This window comes from Synechococcus sp. Nb3U1, assembly GCF_021533835.1.
GTDB lineage: Bacteria > Cyanobacteriota > Cyanobacteriia > Thermostichales > Thermostichaceae > Thermostichus.
Genome location: NZ_JAKFYQ010000001.1, coordinates 292,588 through 309,608 on the forward strand (window position 1 = coordinate 292,588; position 17,021 = coordinate 309,608).

A 17,021-nucleotide genomic window follows, 5' to 3' on the forward strand; every position below is an offset into this window, starting at 1 on the left:
TCACAAGGGATCCTGAGGATCCTAAAAACCAAGGATGCTGTAGCCACTGTCCACATAGAGAATCTGTCCGGTGATGCCACTGGCCAGATCGCTACCCAGGAAGACAGCGGTATTGCCTACTTCCACCTGATCGATGTTACGCCGCAGGGGGGCTTTCTCCTCTACTGCCCGTAGCATGGCATGAAAATCGGAAATGGCTGCAGAGGCCAAGGTGCGAATCGGGCCAGCCGAAATGCCATTGATTCGGATTCCGGCGGGGCCAAACTCGGCTGCTAAGTAGCGCACACAGGTTTCCAGACCCGCTTTGGTAACCGCTGCCATGTTGTAGTTGGGTACCACCCGCACCCCTCCCAGGTAAGTCAGCGTCAAAATGCTGCTGCCGGATTTCAACAGGGGCTTGGCGGCACGACAGAGGGCAATCAGGGAGTAGGTGCTCACATCCATAGCCAGGGCAAAGCCATCTCGGGAGATGCTGCTGAACTCACCGCTCAATTCTTCTTTTTTCACAAAGGCCAGGCAATGCACCAAGATGTCGATCTGATCCCATTTCTGGGCTACTGCTGTAAACAAATCTGTAATTTGCTGATCGCTCTGCACATCGCAGGGGAAAAGAAAATCCGGCTGCAAGGGATCCGTCAATTGTTGGACTTTGGTTTTAAAGCGATCCCGCTCATCGGGCAAATAGGTAACCCCCAGGCTAGCCCCAGCTTTGTGCAGTTGTTGGGCGATGCCCCAGGCAATGGAGCGCTCGTTGGCGATGCCAGTTACCAAGGCTTTTTTTCCAGTCAGGTCTAGCATAAGAAACAGGAACAGGGGTGTGCTATTCTCCATCCTCCCACAGGTGGAGGCTGGAACTAGGCTAAGGGATCCCGTTGATCCGCGCTGCTGCTCCACCAATCCCCAGAAGAGCCACGACCTAAGGCACGTTCACTGGAAAATCTGCTAACTGCGATGAAAATCCTTCTGATCGAAGATGATCCTGTGTTGGCTGGATGGATAGCCTCGGTGCTGCGGCAAGAACGCTACACACTCGAGCTGGCGGAAGATGGCCAACTGGGGTACGAAATGGCTTTGGCCACGCAGCCGCAGTTGATGATCATCGATGTAGACATGCCTAGACTGGACGGGATCCAACTGTGTCAAAAAATCCGCGCTCAAGGGCTCTCTACCCCAATTTTGATCCTAACAGGCCTAGCTGGCGAGCAAGACAAAGTGCGGGGGCTAGACGCGGGGGCCGATGACTACCTGGTGAAGCCCTGTAGCACAATGGAGCTACTGGCTCGTTTGCGGGTTCTGTTGCGGCGGCGCACTCAACCCCCACAAATACTGTTGCAGTGGGGGAAGCTCTGCCTGGATCCGGTACAGGCAACCGTCTACTACGATGGCACTCCTGTGGCTCTGCGCCCAAAAGAATATCGCCTGTTAGAGCTGTTTTTGCGCTCCCCTCTGCGCCTGTTCACCCGTGCCGAAATTATCGAGCATCTTTGGTCGTTGGAAGATACTCCCCAAGAAGAAACCGTCAAGGCCCACATCAAGGGTCTACGCCAAGGACTACGCAAAGCAGGTGCGCCTGCCGAGTTGATCCAAGCAGTATATGGCATGGGATTTCGCCTCAACACCGAGTATGGCCCCTCTCCAGCACCGGATCCCGCCGCCAACCCAGATGTGAACACTCTAAACACTCTCGATGCAACCCAGCCGCAAGCCCTGATCAGCACCGTCTGGCCAGAGTTCCACCCTAGGCTCTTGATCCGCCTCAACCAAATTGAAGCTGGACTCATCGCTCTTGAACAAAGTACTCTAACCACAGAGCTACAAACCCAAACTCGCAAAGCTGCCCACATGTTGGCGGGCTCCTTGGGCACCTTTGGCCTGACAACGGGGACAGAACTGGCCCGTCGCCTCGAGCAGTGGATCGACAGCCCCCACCCTGATCCCCAAGAAGGTAGAGCCCTTTGGCAAGCTCTCAAGAGAGAGCTGGATACCCATCAGCTCCGGATCTCTGTGAAAGGGTTGCTCCCTCAGCTAGACAAACCAAAAGAGCAGCAAAGTCAGCCAAGGATAGAGCAAGGGTGCTTACTGGTGGTAGATGATGACCCCAACTACTTGCAGATTTTGGCTCGGCTTCTCAGCGATTTTCAAGTGGAGCTGTTGGCGGATCCGGCCCTATTTTGGCACTACCTAGAAACCTATTCGCCTCAGTTAGTACTTCTAGATTGGGATATGCCACAACATTCCGGCCTTGATTTATGTCGGGAATTGCGCCGCTCACCTCGCTACCAACACTTGCCGACCCTCATGCTCACCTCTCATCAAGACCCGGAGCTGATTGCACAAGCCTTCGACTATGGAGTGGACGACTTTATCCGCAAGCCCGTAACTCAAGTAGAATTGGTAGCCCGAATTGGCAATCGCCTGCGTCGTCATTACCCCCTCCCTTTCTCTTTTGGTCTGTAAGATGCCGAGGATGGTCTGCGCAGAAGGGTGTTAACGGACATACCCCCTGAGACCTGTAATTGTGAGGATGGTACCGGTGGCTGAATCGCCAAAACCCTGGCCGCACTTTCCCATTCGTTGGGTTCTAATTTTGCCTTTTGTAGTACAACTAACGGTGGCGGTCGGTTATTCGGCCTGGTTTAGCATTCGACAGGGGCAACGGAATGCTGAAGAGCTGGTATCAGAGCTGGCTCAGGAGATTACCAATAGCGTTGGGGAGCACGTCAAAGCCTTTGCCGAGAAACCTTTTTTGATGTTACGAGTCAATGAAGCAGTATTTGAACAGCGCCTTTTGGATCCCGAGGATATTGAGCGGCTGCAGGCTTTCTTCTGGCAGCAGGTACAACCAGATCCATTTTTGAACACGCTGTATTTTGGCTCTCGGATGGGTGATTTTTTGTTGGTTCAGGCTCCTCCAACAGCGATCTTGCACCGTCGCGATCCGTCAACCGATAATCGCCGACAAATTTGGCAAGTTGATGCCAACGGGATCCCGATTCAACTCATCCGTACCGACGATTTTGATCCCCGTCAACGCCCTTGGTACCAAGCGGCTTTGCAGGCAGAAACTATCACTTGGTCACCCATTTATGTCTATGCGGCAGAGCCAATTTTGGGCATTACTGCAGCCTTGCCACTTCGGGATGAGTTAGGTGACTGGCAAGGGGTTTTGGGAATGGATTTGACTTTGGTACAAATATCTGAGTTTCTCAAAAGCTTACAAGTAGGAAGTTCTGGCCAGAGTTTTATTGTAGAACGCAGTGGAGAGTTGGTGGCAACCTCTACCAAAGAGGTGCCCTTTATTCGTACCCCAGGTGGGCAGGAACGGCTGCCGGCGGCAAGTAGTTCCGATCCGCTGATTCGAGCCTCAACCCGAATTATCAACGAGCAGTGGAATGGGTTTTCAGAGATTTTTTCTCCAGAAAAATCACTTGTAAAAACAGACCAAGGAGAGCATTTTTTTGTGCAGGTAACGCCACTGACCAGTGCCCAAGGGTTGGATTGGCTATTGGTGGTGGCGATTCCGAAAGCAGAATTCACCCAAGAGATTCAGGCCAGTACCCGCCCAATTCTACTCGCGAGCTTAATGACTCTTGGCATCTCAATAGCAGTGGGCACTGTCATTTATTACTGGATTAGTCAGCCCATTCAATCTTTAACAGAAAGGTCGAAACTTCTGATGCAAGAACAATTGGGGCAACACATCCCTCCTAGTTGGATTCAGGAGCTGGATGTACTGAGTCACGTCTTTAACCAAATGAGTTTGGTAGTGATGGGATCCCTTCAGGAATTGCGGCAAACCAATGAATGCATTGAAAAACAAGTGCAAGAACGTACTGAAGCATTGCGTCAGAGTGAGGAAAAATTTCGGAATATTTTTGAGCATGCCCTCTTTGGCTTAATATTGATGTCACCTGAGTCACCTCCGCAATTTTTACAAGCAAATACTGCTGCCCTGGATTTGCTAGGAATTACTAAAGAGGATCTCAAACACCTGCGCTGGGAAGACTACAACTTGTCAGAATACCTAGAGATGACTCGGCAAAATTGGCAGAAACTCATTGAGGGATCCAGTCAAATTGTGAATTATGAGAAAATCTGTCGCCGTCGGGATGGCTCACTAATTAATGTTCAAATCCGCAACTTTGCCCTTCGTGATGAACAGGGATCTCTGATATTGATCGTCTCGTTTATTGAAGATATTAGTGAACGCAAACGAATTGAGGCTTCTTTGCAGGAGAGTGAACAACGGTTTCGAGGCATTTTTGAGAATGCACCCCTAGGCATTGTGATAATGGATTTTGCAGAAATTCCGCGCTATTTGTTTGCCAATCCAACAATCTGCCAAGAAAGCGGCTATACCCTAGAAGAAATTCAGCAGCTCCGAACAGAAGACCATACTTTAGAAGCGGATTTGCAGAGGTCACGGGCACTTTGGCAATCTCTGATCAGAGAAGAACGAGATACCTACACCTACGAGCGGCAGATTCGTCGGAAGGATGGCTCCTTAATTTGGGTACAGCTCCATGTGTTCACAGTGCGAACTGAACAAGGAGATCCTGCATTTGTGGTGTCTTTTAGTGAAAATATCACTGAGCACAAACTGGCAGAAGAAGAATTGGCTCACCTAGCTGCAATTGTGGAATTTTCGGTCGATGCCATTGTGAGTACGGATCTGCAGGGCTATGTAACCAGTTGGAACCGAGGGGCTGAGAACCTGTATGGATACAGTGCTGCCGAGGCGATTGGGCAACCCATCGTCAGCTTGGTGTCGGATGAAACTTTTGTGTTGGATCCATCACAACTTGAAGATGTCCGTGAGACATTACATCGCAACAAGCAGGGAGAGCTGGTGGAAGTGTTTCTCTCAGTTTCTCCGATCTATAACTCTCAAGGAGATTGGATCGGTCTCTCTTGGATTGCTCGAGATATCCGAGAGAAGCGGGAATTAGAGCGCATGAGACGCGAGTTTGTCTCGATGGTGAGCCACGAACTGAGAACTCCTTTAACCGCGATTCATGGATCCCTAACAGCTCTCAACACCGGAAAATTGGGATCCCTTTCTTCCCCTGGAGAACGACTGCTCCAAATTGCTGAGCAAAGTACAACTCGATTGATCAAACTGATCAATGATATTCTCGACTTAGAGCGCTTGGAATCTGGAAAAGTCAGCCTCAACCTTCAGATTTGCTCTATCGAGGTAGTTCTATCCCGAGCTATCGAAACAGTTCAAATGGTGGCTGAGCGAGATCATATCCAGATTCACTCAGAGGTGCAACCCAATTTACAGGCAAAAGGAGATCCCGATCTCTTAATCCAAGTGTTGACGAATTTGCTCAGCAATGCCATTAAGTTCTCTCCTTCATTCGGGCAAATTTGGGTTACTGCTGAATCCACAAATCAACAGCTTCATATCTGCGTTCAAGATCAAGGGCGAGGGATCCCTAGCGATAAATTGGAATACATCTTTGAGCGCTTCCAGCAAGTGGATGCTTCCGATTCCCGACAAAAAGGAGGATCTGGACTGGGCCTAGCCATTTGCCGACTTATCGTTCAGCAGCATGGTGGCCGTATTTGGGCCGAGAGTGAACCGGAGAAAGGCAGCATCTTTCACATCCTTCTACCCCTTATCTGAAGTCAACACACCATCTATTCAGCCCAGCATGTTTCAAAACCGTTTTTAATCAGATTGATAAGTAGAAGCGACGTGCAACTCCTTCAGTTGCTTATTCTCAACTTCTGAGGGTGCCCCTGTCAGCAAGCATTTCGCCTGCTGTGTTTTCGGGAAAGCAATCACATCTCGAATTGAATCCTCACCGGCTAGAAGCATCACCAACCGATCAATGCCATAAGCAATACCCCCATGCGGAGGCGTTCCATACTCAAAAGCCTCTAGCAAAAAGCCAAATTTGTCTCGGGCTTGCTCAGGTGTAAGGCCAATCGCCTGGAACACCTGCTCCTGAATGTCTCGCTGGTAGATGCGCAGGGATCCTCCTCCCACTTCAATGCCATTCCAAACCAAATCATAGGCTTGAGCGCGGGCGGTTTTTAGATCGGCAAGATCCTCTGAATTGGGTGCGGTGAAAGGGTGATGTAGGGCTTCGAGACGATTTTCATCAGCATTGAACTCAAACATGGGAAAATCCGTAACCCAAAGTAGATTTAGGGCATGCTCTGGGATCAAACTCAACTCATGGCCTAGATGCAGGCGCAGCCGGCTCAAAGATTCATTGACAACAGGTGTAGATCCTGCCCCAAATAGCAGTAAATCACCAGGTTTTGCATTTGTTAAAGCTAGTAGCTTCTGCTCTTGTTCTCGGCTCAGGCTATCTTTTAGAGCACCAATAGTATCTAGGTTGTCAGGCCGTACCCGGATGAAGGCCAAGCCTCCTGCCCCATATTGGGTAACTAACTTGAACAAATCTCCACCGGGTTTGATGCGGGTATTGGAGATTTTTTCGTCCCCACTTGGCACGGGCAAGATCTTGATCGAGCCACCCTCTGCTAGAACCTTGGAAAAAACCTTAAAGCTCGATCCTTGAAACAAATCAGAAACCTCTACCAATTCCATGCCAAAACGGGTATCCGGCTTATCGGATCCATAGCGGGCCATGGCTTCTGCATAGGTCAGACGTGGAAAGGGACGAGGTAAATCAACACCTTTTATGGTTTTGAAAACGTAGCAGATTAACTGTTCGTTGAGGTCAAGGATACCTTCTTGATCGAGAAAGCTCATCTCCATGTCCAGCTGGGTGAACTCCGGCTGCCGATCTGCTCGCAGATCCTCATCTCGAAAACAGCGAGCAATTTGGTAGTAGCGATCCAGCCCGGCCACCATCAACAGTTGCTTGAAAAGTTGTGGGGACTGCGGCAGAGCAAACCATTCACCCGGGTTAACGCGGCTGGGCACCAAGTAGTCTCTCGCGCCTTCTGGGGTAGAACGGGTCAGGATCGGGGTTTCCACCTCCACAAACCCTGCTTCATCCTCCAAAAAGCGACGAATGGCTTTAATCACCTGATGGCGCAGTTGCAAGTTGCGGGACATGCGCTCCCGACGCAAATCCAGGTAGCGATAACGCAGGCGGATTTCTTCTCGCACATCCTCCGCTTCTTCTCCTGACACGGCAAAGGGGATTTGTTTGCTCACCCGACTAAGGATTTCCAGATGTTCGGCGTAGATCTCAATTTCGCCGGTCGCCAGACGTGGATTCAGGGAATCGGCAGGCCGTTTTTGTACCACTCCCGTTACTTGGACTACATACTCGTTGCGCACTTCTCCCGCCAAGGGATAAGACTCGGGAGTTTTTTGGGGATCCGCCACCAGTTGCACCAGACCCGAGCGATCCCGCAAATCCAAAAAGATCACCCCCCCATGATCGCGGCGGCGGTCGATCCAGCCATAGAGGGTGACGGTTTTGCCAATATGGGCAGAGCGCACTTCGCCGCAGTATAGAGAGCGAGCCGGGCGATGGATAGCAGCGGACATGGATGAAAAGGGGGGAGTAAAGGCTGAGTACCCATCATACAAAACTCAACCCCCTTGCCTGGAAGGTTAAATGCTCAATTTGGGGATCCGCCCAAAGCATTCACAATCGCCAGGGTGTTGAGGCGCATCATCTCTAGATAGGTTTCTGCTCCGCTACCCGCTTCACCCAAAGAATCTGAGTACAGCTCTTGTTCGGCTACCTGTACCCCTGCCTCGGCAGCAACGGTTTGAATCAAGGCCGGGTTGAGGGTGGTCTCGGCGAAAATGGCCGGTACCTGCAGGGCACGAATCTCCCGCACCAGTTGGGCTACCGTTTGGGCGCTGGGCTGCTCTTCGGTACTGAGGCCAATCAGGGATCCGCCCATAGTCAGGCCATAGGTTTGGGTGTAGTAGGCAAAGGCATCGTGGGTGGTGACCAAAGCCCGGTTGGGGGGCGGGATGGTTTGAATTTGCTCAGCAATCCAGGTGTGTAATTCCTTCAGTGCTGCTTGATAGGCAGCGGCGTTGGCCTGGAAAAAAGCCGCCTCCGTCGGGGCCAATTCCGTCAGCTCTTGGCGGATCCGCTCCACCATGATGATTACATGTTCTACATTGCCCCACACATGCGGATCAGGGGTCGGGATCCCGTCTTCATCGCTCAGAATCGGGTCGATCTCCTCCGCCAAAGGGATCCGGCGCGCCTGCTGGGCTGTCGCATATATCAATCGAATCAAACTCGGCTCCAGGTTATAGCCGTTGTAAAACACCAGTTCCGCCTGCTCTAGGGCTACCCCATTGGTAGGTACCGGCTCGTAGATGTGCGGATCCACCCCCGGCTGTAACAGGCTGGTGAGCTGGATGCGATCCTGGCCTACTTGCTCCACCCAATCGGCGATCAGGGTGGTGGTGGTGACCACGCGCGGACGAGCCGAAGCAGAGCCAGAAAAAGCCAGGATCCCGCCTATCACCAAGCAGCAACCGCTACCCCAGCGCCGCAACCCAAGGAGCCATGCATTGCTTTTCATAATTGTTTCATTATGTGGGTACTCAACTAGGCTACACTAGATTTACTGAAAAATGAAATCAAAATGAAAGAGCAACCCACTCTAATCCGTCTTCATCCGCCCGGGGGATCCTTGTCGGTGCAGGATCTGTCGGTGCGCTACAGCAGCTCACGGGTGCTGCGGGACATTAACACCGAGATTCAACCGGGACGGATCACCGGCATCCTTGGGCCAAATGGGGCCGGCAAGAGTACCTTTCTGAAGGGGATTTTGGGGTTGGTGCCTCTGGAACGGGGAGAAGTGCGCTACAAGGGGCAAAATCTCGGGTCTGAGCAAGTCGCCTATTTGCCGCAGCGGTCCGTAATTGACTGGACGTTTCCTGCCACCGTGTGGGATGTGGTGTTGATGGGGCGGGTCAAGCCCACCGGCTGGCTGCGCCGCATCGGTCGGCAGGGTCGGCAGCGGGCAGCCCAGGCCCTAGAACGAGTAGGGATGTCGGCCTATCGGGAGCGACCGATTGGCCAGTTGTCGGGCGGGCAACAGCAACGGGTGTTTTTGGCGCGGGCCTTGGCGCAGGGGGCGGAGATCTATGCCCTAGATGAGCCCTTCGCCGGGATCGATCAGCCCAGCGGAGAGATTTTATTCCAAGTGCTGCGGCAGCTGGCGGATACCGGGCACATCGTCATGGTGGTGCATCATGATCTGGGGCAGGCCCTGACGTATTTCGATGAAGTGCTGCTATTGAACCAGGTGTTGATCGCTCAGGGATCCCCGGCGCAGGTTTTACAGCCGCAGCTGTTACAGCAGGCTTATGGTTCTTCGATCCGCTTAGACCTAGCGGCTTAAGGCTTAACTTGTTCCCCACTCGCACCCCTCCCAAAGCCTTTATGGAATTCCTTTGGCACAGCCTGTTGGATCCCCTCAGTTTCGCTTTCATGCAGCGCTCTTTGCTGGTGGCGGTGGCCGTCGGGATCCTCTGTGCGGTGGTGGGCAGTTACCTACTGGTGCAGAGCATGGCCCTGCTAGGGGATGCCATCAGCCACTCGCTGCTGCCAGGGTTGGCCCTGGCCTATATGCTTGGCCTCAACCTGTTTGTCGGAGCATTTGTGGCGGGGGTGCTCAGCGCCATGTTGATCCAGTGGATTCGTTCCGCCAGCCCGATCAAAGCCGATGCTGCCATGGGGATCGTCTTTTCCGCCTTTTTTGCTCTGGGGATTGTGTTGATCACGCTGATCCAACGGCGGGCCCGCATCGATCTCAACCATTTTCTGTTTGGCAACATCCTCGGAGTGAACGCTGCCGATGTGCTGACGGTGGTGGGCATTGCCCTGTTGGTGCTGGCTTTGGTGACTCTCTTTTTTAAGGAACTCACCTTCTACAGTTTTGATCCCCTGGGGGCCAAGGCGGCAGGCTTGCCCACGGCCAGGTTGGGGTGGGGATTGATGGTGCTGACCTCCCTAACTTTGGTGGCCAGCATGAAAGCTGTCGGGGTGCTGTTGGTGCTGGCCATGTTGATCACCCCAGCGGCGACGGCCTATCTGCTCGTACCGCAACTGCAACAGATAATGCTGCTGGGATCCCTATTCGGGGTGAGCGCCAGCTTAATTGGGATGTATGCCAGTTACTACCTGAATATTGCCTCCGGCCCCGCCATCGTGTTGGTGGCCTCCTTTTGGTTCGGGTTGGCCTTTCTGGGCAAGGTGCTCCTGCACCCACGCTGAAGACCAGGGATCGAAGGTCGGGATCCCTGGTCTGAGGCTTTACTGGGAAGGTGGGGATTAAGTTACAGCTAGGCCAGCTTACATGCGGGGGGGACGACCATCCCGACCGCCGCCACCGCCTCCGGCACCCGCTTGACGAGGCAATGCTTTGTTGACCCGCAGATCCCGTCCCATCCAAGTGGCTCCATCCAACTCATCGATGGCCTTTTGCTCATCGGCTTCGTCTTCAAGTTCCACAAAGGCAAATCCCCGCTTACGACCGGTTTCACGATCGACAGGCAGCTTAATCTGCTTGACAGCACCATACTCAGCGAACACAAGTCGCAGGTCTTCTTCACTAGCCTTAAAGGACAGATTACCCACAAAAATGGTCATGATGTAGCGAATCTCCGAACCTTACCCTTTAGCGTTCAGTTCGGAAGCTCACCTGGTCAAGACACCCGTTAGACCCGAACTTGATGCCAACCACATCTTAGTCGCCCCAATGGCGTTTGCAAACCCACCCATTCAAGGTCTTTTTCAAGGGTTTAAGAACCCATTTATAAAGGACACAACCAGGTATGGAAGCCAGGAATCCCAGCCTTTAACTTGAAGGCTTGCTTTGTCCGAGAGGTTGGCGTTTGGGAATGCCGGGAGCGCGCGGATAGAGCTCCGGGGTAGGGGCAATTTTTTCCAGAAGCAGGCAGTGGCGTACCCCCTGGCTGAGGGGCGTGGTAAATGCTTCCACCTGGATCAACTTTCCCCCTAAAGGTTTAAGGGCTTGTTGCAGGGTTTGGGCTTCTGCCTCCGTCCAGTAGCCTCGGTAGAGGATGGCCCGTCCACCCAGCTTCAAAAGCGGCAGGCAATATTCAGCGCAAATTTCAGCGGCGGCCAATGCTCTGGCCAAAGCCACATCGTAGCTACCCCGTTCCTGCCGGGTTTGCCCCCAAGTTTCTGCTCGCTGTGCCACCGCCCTAGCCTGACTGAGAGAGAGCTTTTGCAAGGTTTCTCGGACAAAGGCAATTTTGCGTTGGGTGCTATCGAGCAGAGTAAAGGTACTTTGGGGTAAAGCAATTTGTGCCGGGATCCCTGGAAAACCCGCACCAGTGCCGATATCAATGCCCCGCCAAAGTTGAGCTTGCAAGGTATCCCAGTCCCCCAACAGGGTTAAGCCCCGCAAAGAATCCCACAGATGCTTCTCCCAAAAGTCCACGAGGCTGGTAATGCGGGTTAGGTTTTGGGTTTGGTTCCCGGCCATTACCAGCGGATAAAGCTGCTGCAGTTGCTGCTGCTGTAGAGGGGTAGGCTGCCAGCCCAGATAAAGAGGCCAACGTTCCCACAGAACTTGCGGGGAATCCGACGGGGATGGTTCTGTCTCCGTCATCCCAGGGATCCCAGCCATCGCCCCGATTTCACCCCCACCGGAATGGCTTGATCGGCCCAGCCTTTCAGCTCCTGGGTCAGACCTTGTAAAGAGCGATCCGTGCCTAGCAGCTCTTGGTTTAACCAAACCAACTCTTGCAGATCCAGCTCTTGCCAGCCTGCCCAATCTTCCGCCAGCAAATTGATTGGTTGGGGCTGAGTCTGTAACGGTTGATGGGCCTCCAACTCCAGTTCCACATCCAATAAGACCTGCTCTAGCCGTTCAACTCGCTCTTGCATTCGAGCCAACAGATCCGATAGCTGCTGGCAACAGTAGCGTACCTGCTGAGCATAAACCTGCAGGGGCCAAGTGGGAGGAGGCAAAGACTCCGAAAACAACTGCAGCAAGTGCTGAGCTTCTATCTCCTCCAGTTGCAGATCTTGCCAAATAGCGTGATAAAAGCGCAGCGAATGGCGACAGGTTTCCAGACGTTGGTAGCAAGGCTGTAACACAGAACCTCGCAGTTCTTGTAGGTAATCGGTCCATAACTGGCCCGCTTCCACCATCCAACCGGGCCGAAGAAAACTCCACCCCTGCGCCAAAAGCCAGCTGATCAGCAGGCCCGCTAACAATTGGGGTTTTTGTCGCGCCAGCAAAGGCAAGAGATGCTCCCCCCAAACCGCCAACCCCAGCCAGATCAAAGCGGCCAAGGCCAAGTGGGGCAAGCTAACCATCTGAGCCAAAAGCTGTGCAGAACCCCCAGATCCCTGGGCAAACCAACGCTGGCGCAGCATCCAGATCACTCCTGTGCCTAGGCTGTATAGCCCTCCCCCCAACAAAGGGATCAAAACCAACCACAAGGGTTGCCCAGACCATTGCCGCGGGAGCAGTCCTTCCCAACTCAGCAAATACAAAGCCAGCAAGGCCAGAACCAACCCCCACCCCTGTTGTCGTTTGAGGCGGCGGGTCAGCATACGACGGCGGCGACGCAAGTAGGTTTGGAAGGACTCGGCAGCAATGAGCATGGAAGGGCGGCCTTGATGGGATCCCTGCTGACATAGGTCTTACCCCTAATCATAGGATAGTGCGCCCTTGGGTACAGGGGAGCGCCCACCAGAACAGCTCTGGGCAAGGGAGTGCGGCCTATGCAACAAGGAATATCCCTACAGGTTTTTCCGGCCTCATGGAGGACACATGACTAACAGCCACAAGCTGGAAAAAGCGGTATCCCTGCTAGGATGGGAAAATCAGAAGAAGTTAAGTTTTTTATCTGAAACCTAGCTTCTGATGGATTGATTCTGCACCCTGAGAGGCCCTGTGATCACCCCAGCACACACTCTAGATCCCAGTCTTCCTCCTACCCCGATGCAGGTGCAGCGTCAGATGATCGTGATTCTCGATTTCGGATCCCAGTATTCTGAATTGATCGCCCGCCGCATTCGGGAAACCCACGTTTATTCGGAGGTTCTCTCCTACCGCACCACTGCCGAACAGTTGCGGCAATTGCAACCGCAAGGGATCATCCTCTCCGGCGGCCCCAACTCGGTCTACGATGCTGGCGCTCCTGTTTGCGACCCCGAGATTTGGAACTTGGGGATCCCGGTTTTGGGAGTGTGCTACGGCATGCAGTTGATGGTGCAGCAGTTGGGGGGTAAGGTCGAGGCTGCCGAAAAAGGGGAATATGGCCGCGCCGCCCTGCACATTTCGGATCCCACTGATTTGCTCACCAACCTGCCGGAAAACAGCATTATGTGGATGAGCCATGGGGACTCGGTAACTGAGTTGCCCGCAGGGTTTCATCCGTTGGCTCACACCGACAATACCCCCTGTGCTGCTATTGCGGATCCAACTCGTCATCTCTATGGGGTTCAGTTTCACCCGGAAGTGGCGCATTCCGAAGCGGGAGCCTTTCTGATTCGCAACTTTGTCTATCACATTTGCGGCTGTGAACCCACCTGGACCACCGAGGCCTTTATCGAAGAGGCGATTCGGGAAGTACGCGCCCGTGTTGGAGACAAAAAAGTGTTACTGGCCCTCTCGGGAGGAGTGGACAGCTCCACTTTGGCCTTTTTACTGCACCGAGCCATTGGTGACCGGCTCACCTGCATGTTTATTGACCAGGGATTTATGCGTAAGGAAGAACCGCAGCGGCTGTTGCGGCTGTTCCAGGAGCAATTTCACATCCCTGTCAACTATGTGGATGGCCAAGAGCGTTTTCTAAAGCAGCTAGAGGGCATCACTGATCCGGAAGAAAAGCGCAAACGAATTGGGGCGGAGTTTATTCGGGTGTTTGAGGAGGAGTCGCAGCGGCTGGGCCCCTTCGAGTACCTGGCCCAAGGCACCCTCTACCCGGATGTGATCGAGTCTGCCAACACCAATGTGGATCCGGCTACGGGGGAACGCATTGCTGTCAAAATTAAAAGCCATCACAATGTCGGTGGGCTGCCCAAAAATCTGCGCTTTAAGCTGGTGGAGCCCCTGCGCAAGCTCTTTAAGGATGAGGTACGGCAGTTGGGCCAATCCTTGGGGTTGCCGGAAGAGATTGTGTGCCGACATCCGTTCCCTGGGCCGGGGTTAGCCATTCGCATCATTGGGGAAGTAACCAAAGAGCGGCTAGAGATCCTACGGGACGCCGATATGATCGTTCGCCAGGAGATCAACCGTTCGGGCTACTATCCCCAGCTGTGGCAAGCTTTCGCTGTATTGCTGCCGGATGTGCGCTCTGTCGGGGTGATGGGGGATAAGCGCACCTATGCCTACCCGGTGGTGTTGCGGTTGGTCACCAGCGAGGATGGTATGACAGCGGATTGGGCCCGAGTGCCCCACGACCTATTGGCTACCATTTCTAACCGGATTGTCAACGAGGTGCCCGGCGTTAACCGCGTCGTTTACGACATCACCTCCAAGCCCCCTGGCACGATCGAGTGGGAGTGAGCCATAGGGATCCCCTACGAACTCCCATGCTGGATTCACAGATGGCCCACATCCGGTATGGAATAAGACGTAACTGAATGGAGCGGCTGAGCCGCTTGCACCTCCATTCGGGCTAAGGTTGTGGCTGCATCCGCCAGTTGTAATGCCAAGTTGGCACGGCTGATCGGATCCCGGGCGTTCCAGAGATCCTGCCCCAAACAAAACACCCGATAGCGAAAAGCTTTGATCGAGCGCGAGGGGATCACTTTGACGGTCATGGCTACAACCTCTTTTCCACTAAGCGCTGAGTATTAAGAAGAACCCGTTCAGGCTCCAAGTAAGCAAACGTTACCAACACAATTTCGTCGGCAGCCTTAATTTCCACCGGGCAAGTGGCTTTTTGGGGTTCCACCCGCTCATGCCATACCCCCACAGTGTATTCCCCAATCGGCAGGTCATCAAACCCAGCATCGGCGTAGATCAACTCGATGGTTTCTTCAGCGATTAGCTGCCCTTGGCGCTCCAAAAAACTGAGGAAAGGGATCCCGTCGATGGAGGTTAAGGCATTGTTGGCCTGATTGCGGATCATCACGAAGATGTCGGACATAATCGGACATGAATGGAGTGCCATCACCTCACAGTCCTACTATCCAAGTGATTAGGACGGATCCCGGCGATTCTGGAACTCTAAACAACCTTAGCGACCAAATCCCTTGCCCTTCGTGACCAGACGAGCGATACAAGCTTGCAACTTCTCCCGCAACTGGGCTGTATCAAGGTGCTGGCCGATCAGTACCAACTGGTTTTTGGGCTGACGTGGCCATTCATCGCTGCTCAAGGTATAGCGCCGACCGCTGAGGTGAAAAATATGCCGCTCGGGACTTTCGCTGAACCACAACACCCCCTTGGCCCGAAACACCGCATCCGGCAACTCATTCAGGAAGTTTTGGAACGCATCCAGAGAAAAAGGCTGGTCGCTCTCAAAGGCTAGGGAATTAAAGCCTTCAGCTTCGATGTGGTTGTGGTGATGATGAGCGTGGCTGTGGTCACGGCTGTGATCGTGGTCAGGATGGTCACAATGCTCATGCTCATGAGCATGGTCGTGATGGTCATGAGCATCTTCTTGCTGGGGCAGAGAACTGGCCTGGAACAGATCCGTATCCAAAATCAACTCCAAGGGCACCGCACTATTGGTGGAGCGCAAAATGCGAGCATCCTCTTTGATCTCGCGGATCCGTTCTTCTAGGCGCTGTAATTCCGGCTCCTGTACCAAGTCAGTCTTGTTGAGCAGGATCACATCTCCGTAGGCAATTTGGCTATAGGCAACATCGCTGTTAAACAGATCGGGGGCAAAGTTGGTGGCATCCACTAAGGTGACAATCGAGTCCAGCCGGGTTAGATCCCGCAGTTCCGGCCCCAAGAAGGTGAGGGCAACCGGCAAGGGATCCGCCAGCCCTGTTGTTTCCACCACCAAGTAGTCGATCTTGTCGGAGCGCTCCATTAACCGCACTACACTCTCAGCGATATCCCCGCGCACCGTACAGCAAATACAGCCGTTATTCAGTTCCACTAAGTCTTCTTCGCTGGAGACAATCAGTTCCGAATCAATGCTGATCTCACCAAACTCGTTCACCAGCACCGCTGTGCGCATCCCTTTTTGGTTGTTGAGGATATGGTTGAGCAGGGTGGTTTTACCACTGCCCAAAAAGCCGGTGATGATGGTGACAGGCAGGCCCCGTTTGGGCACTTCGATGGTCGTGGTCATGGAATAGAAGGGATCCGGACTAGGGGAACTCTTCCACTGTATCCTCTATATCCTCAGCCTTGGAAGCAGGGTGAAAACCCAAATGCCCCCCGGATCCCAACTCGGGGGAGAGCCCAGGGGATAGAATTGGAGATTGACTGCAGCCCTAGCTGCGGGCAGGGATCCCGGGCAGAGTCAGTTTGGGCTGCTCCGGCAGATCGGGTTCGGGGCCAAAGTTGGTAATCAAAGTGAGAAACTGGGCCTCTTCCGGCAGATCTCCCTCAAAAACTAACCGTGTCGTCCAGTCGCTAGCTGGGTCGATTTCCAGCTCGGGATTCTCTTCAGGGGTGGTGAGGGCATAGGTATTGCCCAAATCATCCACTAGAATCATGCCAGATTCGGTAGCATTGAGGGCCACCGGAGTTTCGCCCTCATTGGTGACGATCAAATCTAGCTCGATTTGCTCCCCATTGGCCTCCAAAGCTGCCACTTGCAACGTGACATTATCTAGGCCCTCCGCCTGATAGGTGGGATCTAGCTCTTCCTGACCGATCCAGGTTTCAGGGGCAGGATTCATGGGCTCTTGAGCTTGAGGTTGATCCAACGGGGATCCCAAGGGAGCCACAGGCGCGCTTAACTCAGGATCCGCAGGGCTGGTCAGGGGATCATCAACATTGCTGTCGATCCCAGCAGACGGGTCAGGAGCTGGTTGACAAGCTACCAACAAAGCGGGAGTCAAGGTGAGAAAAGCCAGTAAGGACATTGCTCGATTCATGAGCACCTCCTTTGAGGAAATGAAGAACAACCCATGCAAAAGCAGACTGTCAGGGGACAT

15 protein-coding genes are annotated in these 17,021 nt (G+C 53.4%); 5 read left to right on the forward strand and 10 right to left on the reverse strand.

The window, feature by feature from the left end; translation table 11 throughout:
- Window positions 1–21: 21 nt before the first annotated feature.
- Window positions 22–798, reverse strand: a complete 777-nt coding sequence (fabI, locus tag L1047_RS01280) for an enoyl-ACP reductase FabI (RefSeq protein WP_235276817.1) — start codon at window positions 796–798, stop codon at window positions 22–24.
- 153 nt (window positions 799–951) lie between these two features.
- Here fabI and L1047_RS01285 point away from each other — a divergent pair, with 153 nt between their 5' ends.
- Together L1047_RS01285 and L1047_RS01290 are read left to right on the forward strand one after the other, a co-directional pair.
- Window positions 952–2,457 (forward strand): response regulator, encoded by a 1,506-nt coding sequence (locus L1047_RS01285; protein ID WP_235276819.1) that lies wholly within the window; start codon window positions 952–954, stop codon window positions 2,455–2,457.
- A gap of 76 nt (window positions 2,458–2,533) precedes the next feature.
- A complete protein-coding gene (locus L1047_RS01290; RefSeq protein WP_235276820.1) occupies window positions 2,534–5,632 on the forward strand; it encodes a PAS domain S-box protein in 3,099 nt (1,032 codons plus the stop codon).
- Between the two features lie 45 nt (window positions 5,633–5,677).
- Here L1047_RS01290 and aspS read toward each other — a convergent pair whose 3' ends face one another.
- Both aspS and L1047_RS01300 read right to left on the reverse strand, forming a co-directional pair.
- The gene (gene aspS, locus L1047_RS01295) at window positions 5,678–7,483 is read right to left on the reverse strand and encodes an aspartate--tRNA ligase (RefSeq protein ID WP_235276821.1); all 1,806 of its coding nucleotides are present in this window, start codon (window positions 7,481–7,483) and stop codon (window positions 5,678–5,680) included.
- A gap of 74 nt (window positions 7,484–7,557) precedes the next feature.
- On the reverse strand, window positions 7,558–8,487 hold the full coding sequence (locus L1047_RS01300) for a metal ABC transporter solute-binding protein, Zn/Mn family (protein ID WP_235276822.1): 930 nt from the start codon (window positions 8,485–8,487) through the stop codon (window positions 7,558–7,560).
- A 63-nt stretch (window positions 8,488–8,550) separates the two neighbouring features.
- Here L1047_RS01300 and L1047_RS01305 point away from each other — a divergent pair, with 63 nt between their 5' ends.
- Window positions 8,551–9,312, forward strand: coding sequence for a metal ABC transporter ATP-binding protein (locus L1047_RS01305; RefSeq protein ID WP_235276823.1), 762 nt, complete (start codon window positions 8,551–8,553; stop codon window positions 9,310–9,312).
- A gap of 8 nt (window positions 9,313–9,320) precedes the next feature.
- Window positions 9,321–10,187 carry a metal ABC transporter permease gene (locus L1047_RS01310; protein ID WP_235276824.1) on the forward strand — a complete coding sequence of 289 codons (867 nt, stop codon included), beginning with the start codon at window positions 9,321–9,323 and terminating at the stop codon, window positions 10,185–10,187.
- Between the two features lie 78 nt (window positions 10,188–10,265).
- On the opposite strand, the gene L1047_RS01315 is transcribed toward L1047_RS01310, so the two are convergent.
- From L1047_RS01315 to L1047_RS01325, 3 genes are all read right to left on the reverse strand, one after another.
- A complete protein-coding gene (locus L1047_RS01315; protein WP_235276825.1) occupies window positions 10,266–10,562 on the reverse strand; it encodes an RNA recognition motif domain-containing protein in 297 nt (98 codons plus the stop codon).
- Window positions 10,563–10,770: 208 nt separating this feature from the next.
- Window positions 10,771–11,550: a 16S rRNA (guanine(527)-N(7))-methyltransferase RsmG gene (gene rsmG, locus L1047_RS01320; protein WP_235276827.1), complete on the reverse strand. Its 780-nt coding sequence runs from the start codon at window positions 11,548–11,550 to the stop codon at window positions 10,771–10,773.
- Complete coding sequence (locus tag L1047_RS01325) at window positions 11,547–12,554, reverse strand: hypothetical protein (protein WP_235276829.1); 1,008 nt, start codon at window positions 12,552–12,554, stop codon at window positions 11,547–11,549. Before L1047_RS01325 ends, rsmG begins: the two co-directional genes overlap by 4 nt.
- Before the next feature lie 340 nt (window positions 12,555–12,894).
- Between L1047_RS01325 and guaA the strand changes: the two genes are divergently transcribed.
- Window positions 12,895–14,463: a glutamine-hydrolyzing GMP synthase gene (guaA, locus tag L1047_RS01330; RefSeq protein WP_235278829.1), complete on the forward strand. Its 1,569-nt coding sequence runs from the start codon at window positions 12,895–12,897 to the stop codon at window positions 14,461–14,463.
- A 35-nt stretch (window positions 14,464–14,498) separates the two neighbouring features.
- Here guaA and L1047_RS01335 read toward each other — a convergent pair whose 3' ends face one another.
- The 4 genes from L1047_RS01335 to L1047_RS01350 form a co-directional block, all read right to left on the reverse strand.
- Window positions 14,499–14,720, reverse strand: a complete 222-nt coding sequence (locus tag L1047_RS01335) for a hypothetical protein (RefSeq protein WP_235276831.1) — start codon at window positions 14,718–14,720, stop codon at window positions 14,499–14,501.
- 2 nt (window positions 14,721–14,722) lie between these two features.
- Complete coding sequence (locus tag L1047_RS01340) at window positions 14,723–15,049, reverse strand: hypothetical protein (protein ID WP_235276833.1); 327 nt, start codon at window positions 15,047–15,049, stop codon at window positions 14,723–14,725.
- 90 nt (window positions 15,050–15,139) lie between these two features.
- The gene (locus L1047_RS01345; protein WP_235276834.1) at window positions 15,140–16,207 is read right to left on the reverse strand and encodes a CobW family GTP-binding protein; all 1,068 of its coding nucleotides are present in this window, start codon (window positions 16,205–16,207) and stop codon (window positions 15,140–15,142) included.
- A gap of 145 nt (window positions 16,208–16,352) precedes the next feature.
- Complete coding sequence (locus L1047_RS01350) at window positions 16,353–16,961, reverse strand: hypothetical protein (RefSeq protein ID WP_235276835.1); 609 nt, start codon at window positions 16,959–16,961, stop codon at window positions 16,353–16,355.
- Window positions 16,962–17,021: the final 60 nt, after the last annotated feature.

Bases quoted from the DNA above. Each gene is read 5' to 3' on its own strand.
- fabI (WP_235276817.1), bottom strand. From the start codon at position 798: ATGCTAGACCTGACTGGAAAAAAAGCCTTGGTAACTGGCATCGCCAAC.
- L1047_RS01285 (WP_235276819.1), top strand. From the start codon at position 952: ATGAAAATCCTTCTGATCGAAGATGATCCTGTGTTGGCTGGATGGATA.
- aspS (WP_235276821.1), bottom strand. From the start codon at position 7,483: ATGTCCGCTGCTATCCATCGCCCGGCTCGCTCTCTATACTGCGGCGAA.
- L1047_RS01300 (WP_235276822.1), bottom strand. From the start codon at position 8,487: ATGAAAAGCAATGCATGGCTCCTTGGGTTGCGGCGCTGGGGTAGCGGT.
- L1047_RS01305 (WP_235276823.1), top strand. From the start codon at position 8,551: ATGAAAGAGCAACCCACTCTAATCCGTCTTCATCCGCCCGGGGGATCC.
- L1047_RS01315 (WP_235276825.1), bottom strand. From the start codon at position 10,562: ATGACCATTTTTGTGGGTAATCTGTCCTTTAAGGCTAGTGAAGAAGAC.
- rsmG (WP_235276827.1), bottom strand. From the start codon at position 11,550: ATGACGGAGACAGAACCATCCCCGTCGGATTCCCCGCAAGTTCTGTGG.
- L1047_RS01325 (WP_235276829.1), bottom strand. From the start codon at position 12,554: ATGCTCATTGCTGCCGAGTCCTTCCAAACCTACTTGCGTCGCCGCCGT.
- guaA (WP_235278829.1), top strand. From the start codon at position 12,895: ATGCAGGTGCAGCGTCAGATGATCGTGATTCTCGATTTCGGATCCCAG.
- L1047_RS01335 (WP_235276831.1), bottom strand. From the start codon at position 14,720: ATGACCGTCAAAGTGATCCCCTCGCGCTCGATCAAAGCTTTTCGCTAT.
- L1047_RS01340 (WP_235276833.1), bottom strand. From the start codon at position 15,049: ATGTCCGACATCTTCGTGATGATCCGCAATCAGGCCAACAATGCCTTA.
- L1047_RS01345 (WP_235276834.1), bottom strand. From the start codon at position 16,207: ATGACCACGACCATCGAAGTGCCCAAACGGGGCCTGCCTGTCACCATC.
- L1047_RS01350 (WP_235276835.1), bottom strand. From the start codon at position 16,961: ATGAATCGAGCAATGTCCTTACTGGCTTTTCTCACCTTGACTCCCGCT.